At 69.6% G+C, this 7564-nt stretch carries 10 protein-coding genes; 5 read left to right on the top strand and 5 right to left on the bottom strand.

Annotated features, from left to right (window positions below; genetic code table 11):
• Positions 1–220 precede the first annotated feature (220 nt).
• Positions 221–1012 (bottom strand): hypothetical protein, encoded by a 792-nt coding sequence (locus ACFVYX_RS33555; protein WP_389685280.1) that lies wholly within the window; start codon positions 1010–1012, stop codon positions 221–223.
• Positions 1013–1140: 128 nt separating this feature from the next.
• Between ACFVYX_RS33555 and ACFVYX_RS33550 the strand changes: the two genes are divergently transcribed.
• From ACFVYX_RS33550 to ACFVYX_RS33535, 4 genes are all read left to right on the top strand, one after another.
• Positions 1141–1938, top strand: a complete 798-nt coding sequence (locus ACFVYX_RS33550) for an ABC transporter ATP-binding protein (protein WP_389685278.1) — start codon at positions 1141–1143, stop codon at positions 1936–1938.
• A gap of 74 nt (positions 1939–2012) precedes the next feature.
• The gene (locus ACFVYX_RS33545) at positions 2013–2444 is read left to right on the top strand and encodes an NfeD family protein (RefSeq protein WP_389685276.1); all 432 of its coding nucleotides are present in this window, start codon (positions 2013–2015) and stop codon (positions 2442–2444) included.
• Between the two features lie 93 nt (positions 2445–2537).
• Entirely contained in the window at positions 2538–3476 is a 939-nt protein-coding gene (locus tag ACFVYX_RS33540) for an SPFH domain-containing protein (RefSeq protein WP_389685274.1), read from the top strand.
• A 92-nt stretch (positions 3477–3568) separates the two neighbouring features.
• The gene (locus tag ACFVYX_RS33535; RefSeq protein ID WP_389685272.1) at positions 3569–4342 is read left to right on the top strand and encodes a sulfite exporter TauE/SafE family protein; all 774 of its coding nucleotides are present in this window, start codon (positions 3569–3571) and stop codon (positions 4340–4342) included.
• 67 nt (positions 4343–4409) lie between these two features.
• On the opposite strand, the gene ACFVYX_RS33530 is transcribed toward ACFVYX_RS33535, so the two are convergent.
• From ACFVYX_RS33530 to ACFVYX_RS33520, 3 genes are all read right to left on the bottom strand, one after another.
• Positions 4410–4916, bottom strand: a complete 507-nt coding sequence (locus ACFVYX_RS33530) for an HNH endonuclease (RefSeq protein WP_250764723.1) — start codon at positions 4914–4916, stop codon at positions 4410–4412.
• Positions 4917–5080: 164 nt separating this feature from the next.
• Complete coding sequence (locus tag ACFVYX_RS33525; protein ID WP_389685270.1) at positions 5081–5620, bottom strand: YbhB/YbcL family Raf kinase inhibitor-like protein; 540 nt, start codon at positions 5618–5620, stop codon at positions 5081–5083.
• 52 nt (positions 5621–5672) lie between these two features.
• The gene (locus ACFVYX_RS33520) at positions 5673–6455 is read right to left on the bottom strand and encodes a sporulation protein (RefSeq protein ID WP_389685268.1); all 783 of its coding nucleotides are present in this window, start codon (positions 6453–6455) and stop codon (positions 5673–5675) included.
• 87 nt (positions 6456–6542) lie between these two features.
• Here ACFVYX_RS33520 and ACFVYX_RS33515 point away from each other — a divergent pair, with 87 nt between their 5' ends.
• Positions 6543–7205 (top strand): DNA-3-methyladenine glycosylase, encoded by a 663-nt coding sequence (locus ACFVYX_RS33515; RefSeq protein ID WP_389685266.1) that lies wholly within the window; start codon positions 6543–6545, stop codon positions 7203–7205.
• Positions 7206–7354: 149 nt separating this feature from the next.
• On the opposite strand, the gene ACFVYX_RS33510 is transcribed toward ACFVYX_RS33515, so the two are convergent.
• Positions 7355–7564, bottom strand: a 210-nt coding sequence (locus tag ACFVYX_RS33510) for a hypothetical protein (RefSeq protein WP_389685265.1), incomplete at its 5' end; no start/stop codon positions are given.

Raw genomic sequence — 7564 nt, 5'->3', positions numbered from 1 at the left:
CCCGCTACGACAAACGAGCCACCCATTACCAAGCCATGGTCACCCTCGCCTGCCTCCGACTCTGGCTCCCATGACTTTCCGGACACCCCCTAGGGCCCGCTGCGCCGGACTACCCCGTCCGTCGGCGTGGGCGGGCGCCCGGCGGGGCGACCCCCGGCTCCGCTCCCTCTCCCTCTCTCTCCCTCTCCCTCTCCCTCTCCCGGACCGCGTCGGGCAGAGGTCAGAACCCCCGCTCCCGCTCCCTCTCCTCCACATACGCGTTGTACGCCGCGACCTGCGCCCGCCGGGCCACCCGTTCCACCGGCCGCAGCGCCTCCCCCCGCGCCGCCATCTCCGACGCGCTCACCGCACCCCCATGACCGTGGTCGTACGCCAGGTCCACCAGCAGGCCGATCCGCTGCGCCAGCTCCAGGACCCGGACCGCCCGTGGCGGGTAGCCGGGGGCCAGTACCTCGCGGCCCACCTCCGCCCGCGCCCGGTACGCCTCACGTGCCGCGTCCGCCGCCGGGCCCGAGGCCGCCACGTCCAGCCGTGTCAGTACCGCCGTCGCGTCCCGCAGGGCCTCCGCGAGCTCCCGCTCGGCCTCGCCGAGCGAGGGCACGTCCGCCGGCGGGGCCTCCCGCACGGTGAGGCAGCGCCAGACCACCTCCACGTGCACATCACCCACGGGCCCCGCCTCGGAGACCTCCGGCACGAGACCGTACGGCGCACCGAACCCCACCACCGCCTCCTCCGCCTCCATCGCGCGCGCGTTGAAGTCCGGCGGCCCGCTGAGCCCCAGCGGATGCCCCGGCGCCGGCAGCGCCACCCGCCACCCGGTCACCCCGAGCCGCCGCAGCCGGCCGAGCGCCAGCGTCAGCCCCACCGGCCGCGCCTCACCCGGCAGCCCCTCCACGCGGTGCACCGCGTCCTCCCCGACAATGGCAAGGGCCGCCTCGTCGGGCGACACCGCCCCGGCCAGCAGGGCGTTCCCCCAAGCGGCCAGGCGTCCTGAGCGTGGTTCCGAAAGCATCCCCCAAGACTAGGGGGCGCCCTAGGGACGGCCCCGCTCCGTCGATAACGTAGGTTTTCCCCTGGACGCCGCGCCCACTCGGCGCAAGGCGACGACACGACTCGACCGCAAGGGGAGACAACGCGCTCATGAGCGATGTACTGGAGCTGGTGGACGTATCCGTGGTCCGCGACGGACGGGCTCTGGTGGACGAGGTCTCCTGGTCGGTCAAGGAGGGCGAGCGCTGGGTGATCCTCGGACCCAACGGCGCCGGCAAGACCACCCTTCTGAACATCGCCTCCAGCTACCTCTTCCCCACCAAGGGCACCGCCGACGTCCTGGGCGAGCGGCTCGGCGGCGTCGGCACCGACGTCTTCGAGCTCCGGCCCCGCATCGGCATGGCCGGCATCGCCATGGCGGAGAAGCTCCCCAAGCGCCAGACCGTCCTGCAGACCGTCCTCACGGCCGCGTACGGCATGACCGCCACCTGGCACGAGGACTACGACCCGGTCGACGAGGAGCGCGCCAAGGCCTTCCTCGACCGGCTCGGGATGAACGACTACCTGGACCGGAAGTTCGGCACCCTCTCCGAGGGCGAGCGCAAGCGCACCCTGATCGCCCGCGCGATGATGACCGACCCCGAGCTCCTCCTCCTCGACGAGCCCGCCGCCGGTCTCGACCTCGGCGGACGCGAGGACCTGGTCCGCCGTCTCGGCCGCCTCGCCCGCGACCCGTACGCCCCCTCCATGATCATGGTCACCCACCATGTCGAGGAGATCGCGCCCGGCTTCACCCACGTCCTGATGATCCGTCAGGGCAAGGTGCTCGCCGCGGGCCCCGTGGAGATGGAACTGACCTCCCGTAACCTCTCGCTCTGCTTCGGCCTGCCGCTCGTCGTCGAGCGCGTCGCCGACCGCTGGACCGCCCACGGACTGCCCCTGAAGTAGCGGAAGGAGCGCCGGCGTCCCGCACAGCCGCCCGCGCCCTGTCCCCGAGGACCCCACCGCCCTACCATGACCATGTGGACATCGACGCATGGGTCTGGTGGCTGATCGGCGCGGTGGGGCTCGGCATTCCGCTGGTCCTGACCGCGATGCCGGAGTTCGGCATGTTCTCCGTCGGAGCGGTCGCCGGGGCGGTGACCGCCGCCCTCGGCTTCGGCGTCGTCGCCCAGGTACTCGTCTTCGTCGTCGTCTCGGTGGCGCTGCTCGCGGTGGTACGCCCGATCGCCGCCCGCCACCGCGACGGCAGACCGGGACTGACCACCGGGGTCGACGCCCTGAAGGGCCGTCAGGCCGTCGTCCTGGAAAGGGTCGACGCCACCGGCGGCGGCAGGATCAAGCTCGCCGGCGAGATCTGGTCCGCCCGCGCGCTCGACACCGGACAGACCTTCGAACCGGGCGACCAGGTCGACGTCGTCGAGATCGACGGAGCGACCGCCGTCGTCATGTGACCGAACCTCGCCCATGACGTTCCGTCGTCTGCGAAACTCGATCTTGCAAGGCCAACCGGCAGTCAACCGGCAGCGAAGGGCACGGGGAACACGATGTCAGCAGTCATCATCGTCCTGATCATTCTGGTGGTGCTCGTCTTCATCGCCCTGATCAAGACGATCCAGGTCATCCCGCAGGCGAGCGCGGCGATCGTGGAGCGCTTCGGCCGCTACACCCGCACGCTCAACGCGGGCCTGAACATCGTCGTCCCGTTCATCGACTCGATCCGCAACCGGATCGACCTCCGTGAGCAGGTCGTCCCGTTCCCGCCGCAGCCGGTGATCACCCAGGACAACCTGGTCGTCAACATCGACACGGTCATCTACTACCAGGTGACCGACGCCCGCGCCGCGACCTACGAAGTCGCCAGCTACATCCAGGCGATCGAGCAGCTCACCGTCACCACCCTGCGGAACATCATCGGTGGCATGGACCTGGAGCGGACCCTCACCTCCCGCGAGGAGATCAACGCGGCCCTCCGCGGCGTCCTCGACGAGGCCACCGGCAAGTGGGGCATCCGCGTCAACCGCGTCGAGCTCAAGGCGATCGAGCCGCCGACCTCCATCCAGGACTCGATGGAGAAGCAGATGCGCGCCGAGCGCGACAAGCGCGCCGCGATCCTCACCGCCGAGGGCACCCGCCAGTCCGCGATCCTCACCGCGGAGGGCGAGAAGCAGTCCGCGATCCTCCGCGCCGAGGGCGAGTCCAAGGCCGCCGCCCTGCGGGCCGAGGGCGAGGCCCAGGCCGTCCGTACGGTCTTCGAGGCCATCCACGCCGGCGACCCCGACCAGAAGCTCCTCTCGTACCAGTACCTCCAGATGCTCCCGAAGATCGCCGAGGGCGACGCCAACAAGCTCTGGATCGTTCCCAGCGAGATCGGCGACGCCCTCAAGGGCCTCTCCGGCGCCTTCGGCAACAACGGCATCGGCACCCCCGGCTTCAACACCAAGGACGGCGGGACCGAAAGGCGAGACGAACCGCCCGTTGACTGACACGTACACGTAAGTCTCGTGCATGATCGGTGCGAGCCCCTCGACCCTGACAGTCTCAGGGCGGGGAGGCGACTCACTGACCATGTAAGGAGATGGCGTTGTCCATCTGGGAAGCCCTGGCAGTCTTCGCCGCCGGCATCGGCGCCGGCACGATCAACACCATCGTCGGATCGGGAACGCTCATCACGTTCCCCGTCCTCCTCGCGACCGGACTCCCCCCGATCACCGCGAACGTCTCCAACGCCCTCGGACTCGTCCCCGGTTCCATCAGCGGAGCCATCGGCTACCGGCGCGAACTCAAGGGCCAGAAGAAGCGCATCCTCCGCCTCGGCGGCTCCGCTCTCGTCGGCGGTCTCGTCGGCGCGATCCTGCTCCTGGCGCTCCCGTCCGCAGCCTTCGACGCGATCGTGCCCATCCTCATCGGCCTCGCGCTCGTCCTGGTCCTCTTCCAGCCCCGGATCTCCGCCGCCGTCAAGCGCCGCCGCGAACAGACCGGCACCGAGGCCCACCCCGACGGCGGCCCCGTCCTCCTCGTCGGCCTCTTCCTCGCCAGCATGTACGGCGGATACTTCGGCGCCGCCCAAGGGGTGCTCTACCTCTCCCTCATGGGCCTGCTGCTCCACGACAACCTGCAGCGGATCAACGCCGTCAAGAACATCCTCGGCGCCCTCGTCAACGGCGTCGCCGCCGTCTTCTTCCTCTTCGTCGCCGACTTCGACTGGACGGCCGTCCTGCTCATCGCGGTCGGCTCCACCATCGGCGGCCAGATCGGCGCCAAGGTCGGCCGCAAGCTGCCGCCCAGCGTGCTGCGCGGAGTGATCATCGCGGTGGGCGTCGTTGCGATCCTCCAACTGACGCTCCGCTAGCGGAGACGACGGAAGGGCCGGACCTCCCCAGACACGGGGAGGTCCGGCCCACACCGTACGAGACGGGTCACGCGGCCGCTTTCGCCAGCCACTCCGGAAGCTCGGACCGCTCGCTCGCCCTCATCGCCAACAGCATCGCGTCGGCCGGCGTCGGCTCGAACGGCTGGTGCAGCAGCGGCATCCCCGCCTGCTCCGGCGTCCGGTCGGCCTTGCGGTGGTTGTCCTCGGCGCACGAGGCCACCGTGTTCAGCCAGCTGTCCCCACCGCCCTGGGCACGCGGCACCACGTGGTCGACGGTCGTCGCCCGCCGCCCGCAGTACGCGCACCGGTGCTGGTCCCGCACCAGTACCCCCCTCCGCGACCACGGCGCCTGTCTTCGGAAGGGCACCCGTACGTAGCGGCAGAGCCTGATCACCCGCGGCACCGGAAGGTCGACCGCGGCACCTCGCACCCGCAGATCGGGATGGGCGTGCTCGACCACGGCCTTGGCCTGCAGGACAAGCACCACCGCACGGTTGAGCGTGACCGTCGAAAGCGGCTCGAAGCTCGCGTTGAGTACCAGCGTGTCCCGCATTGTGCCCACCTCCCGTGTGCAGGCCCGGCCCCGGACGGGGCTGTCGGGCCTGGATCAACGATGGCCGGGCCGGCCGGGGTCGGACAACGCAATTTCCCGCGCAACAAAAGATGCCCGCTTCTGATCTCTCCAAGACCAGAAGCGGGCAAACAACAAACGAACGATCAGCCCGCCGCGGGAGCCGCGTACTCACCGACCAACTGGGCACGCCCCAGCGTGTGGAACCGCAGGTTGAACCCGACGGCCGCCGGCGAGGCGTCCGCGTCCGGTCCGAGCTTCTCGCTGTCGACCGCGTACACCGTGAAGACGTAACGGTGAGCCGGGTCCCCCTCCGGGGGAGCCGCACCGCCGAACTCCTTGGCGCCGTAGTCGTTCCGGGCGTGCACGGCCCCGGCCGGCAGACCCTCGAACGACCCGGACCCGGCACCGACGGGAAGCTCCGTCACCGAGACCGGGATGTCGAACAGCACCCAGTGCCAGAACCCGCTGCCCGTAGGGGCATCCGGGTCGAAGCAGGTGACGGCGAAGCTCTTCGTCTCCGCCGGGAACCCCTCCCAGCGCAGCTGCGGCGAGGTGTTCCCCTCCGCGTACACCTGAGCGTCCTTCAGGACCCCACCCGGCGCGATGTCGTCGCTCACCACGGTGAACGCCGCCACCGGCGGATGGAAGTCATGGGGGAGCGGCGCCCTCTTGCCCTCGGACACGTCGAAACCTCCGTATCGCCCGTACTGCCTCAGCAGCCTTACGGGGCCGAGCCTAGAGCCAGTTGCGACGGCCACCGACCTCGGCGAGCCACTGGTTCAGGTATGCCGCCCAGTCGGTGGCGTGGAAGTCGTCCAGACCCACCTTGAAGGCGCGGAAGGAGTCGCTGCCCTCACCGAACAGACCCGGCTTCTTGTCCATCTCCAGGACGACATCCATCTCACGGTCGTCCGCGACGAAGCTGACCTCGACCTGGTTGAGGCCGCGGTACTGCTGCGGGGCGAAGAACTCGATCTCCTGGTAGAAGGGCAGCTTCTGCCGCGTCCCCCGGATGTGACCGCGCTCCATGTCCGCGCTCTTGAAACGGAAACCCAGCTGGAGGAAGGCGTCCAGGATCGCCTGCTGCGCCGGCAGCGGGTGCACGTTCACCGGGTCGAGGTCACCGGAGTCCACCGCGCGCGCGATCTCCAGCTCGGTCGTCACACCGATGTTCATGCCGCGCAGCTGCTGCCCGCCGACGGAGGTCACCGGCGTCTCCCACGGGATCTCCAGACCGAACGGCACCACGTGCACCGCGCCGGCCTTCACCTCGAAGGCGCCGCCCAGACGGAGCTTGGCGAACTCGATGTCCTGCTTCTGCTCCTGGTCACCGCCCTCCACCTCGACCCGCGCCTGCAGCCCGACGGAGAGCCCCTCGATCTGCTGGTCGACACTGCCGCCCTGAATGCGCACCTCGCCCTGGACGACACCGCCCGGAACCACGTTCTCCTCGGTGAGCACCGTCTCCACGGAGGCCCCACCGGCACCCAGGCTCGCGAGCAGCTTCTTGAATCCCATGAACTTCACTCCTTCTCGGTTCTGACCCCTACATACGCGCGACGACCGTAGCCGGTTCCCCACGGGGCCCCGTTACGCTCGGACGCCATGAGCGAGAGCCCCGACCGTACGCCGCTCCCGCGGACCTTCTTCGAGCGCCCGGTCCTGGAGGTGGCCCCCGACCTCCTCGGCCGCACCCTCGTCCGCAATACCGACGAGGGCCGGATGGAACTGCGCCTCACGGAGGTGGAGGCGTACGCCGGCGCGATCGACCCCGGCTCGCACGCCTTCCGCGGCCGTACGGCACGCAACGCCGTCATGTTCGGCCCACCCGGACACGCGTACGTCTACTTCACCTACGGCATGTGGCACTGCCTGAATCTGGTGTGCGGCCCCGAGGGCCACGCGAGCGGGGTCCTGCTCCGCGCGGGCGAGATCCTGCGGGGCGCCGACCAGGCCCGACACCGCCGCCGCTCGGCCCGCTACGACCACGAGCTGGCCAAGGGGCCGGCGCGGCTGGCCACGGCCCTCGATGTCGCCCTCTCCCTGAACGGCACCGACACCTGCGCCGACCCGGACGCCCCGCTGACCGTCCTCACCGGCACCCCGCCCGAGCCGGACCGCATCCGCACCGGCCCCCGCACAGGAGTGGGCGGCGACGGCGCCCCCCACCCCTGGCGCTTCTGGATCGACGAGGACCCGACGGTGAGCCCCTACCGCGCACACACCCCCCGGAAGCGGAGGCTTGACTCCGGAGAACCGAACGCCTAACGTAGCCCGAGCAGCTGGTTACGGGCCTGCTTCTTCAAGCACCCCGCAGCAGCCACCCACTACTGAAGATGACACCCCCGGCGGGGGTCTCATCGGCGTGCTGGAATTCGAATTCGAATGGCTCGGTTATGAGTCACCGAATGGATCAGCTAAAGTAGTGACCACGCCGAGAGGCAAAAGGCAGCCAACAGGCCGCCGGATACGAACTCCGAACCGGAAACGGAACGGAAACGAATCTGGTAAGGTTGGAAACACAGAAGGGAAAAGCCCGGAGGAAAGCCCGAGAGGGTGAGTACAAAGGAAGCGTCCGTTCCTTGAGAACTCAACAGCGTGCCAAAAATCAACGCCAGATTAGTTGA

This window comes from Streptomyces sp. NPDC058326, from assembly GCF_042879855.1.
Taxonomy (GTDB): Bacteria; Actinomycetota; Actinomycetes; order Streptomycetales; family Streptomycetaceae; genus Streptomyces.
Note: the sequence above shows the minus strand (reverse complement) of the source record. Positions and strands in the feature narration are given on the sequence as shown.

Bases quoted from the DNA above. Each gene is read 5' to 3' on its own strand.
- ACFVYX_RS33555 (WP_389685280.1), bottom strand. From the start codon at position 1,012: ATGCTTTCGGAACCACGCTCAGGACGCCTGGCCGCTTGGGGGAACGCC.
- ACFVYX_RS33550 (WP_389685278.1), top strand. From the start codon at position 1,141: ATGAGCGATGTACTGGAGCTGGTGGACGTATCCGTGGTCCGCGACGGA.
- ACFVYX_RS33540 (WP_389685274.1), top strand. From the start codon at position 2,538: ATGTCAGCAGTCATCATCGTCCTGATCATTCTGGTGGTGCTCGTCTTC.
- ACFVYX_RS33535 (WP_389685272.1), top strand. From the start codon at position 3,569: ATGGCGTTGTCCATCTGGGAAGCCCTGGCAGTCTTCGCCGCCGGCATC.
- ACFVYX_RS33530 (WP_250764723.1), bottom strand. From the start codon at position 4,916: ATGCGGGACACGCTGGTACTCAACGCGAGCTTCGAGCCGCTTTCGACG.
- ACFVYX_RS33520 (WP_389685268.1), bottom strand. From the start codon at position 6,455: ATGGGATTCAAGAAGCTGCTCGCGAGCCTGGGTGCCGGTGGGGCCTCC.
- ACFVYX_RS33515 (WP_389685266.1), top strand. From the start codon at position 6,543: ATGAGCGAGAGCCCCGACCGTACGCCGCTCCCGCGGACCTTCTTCGAG.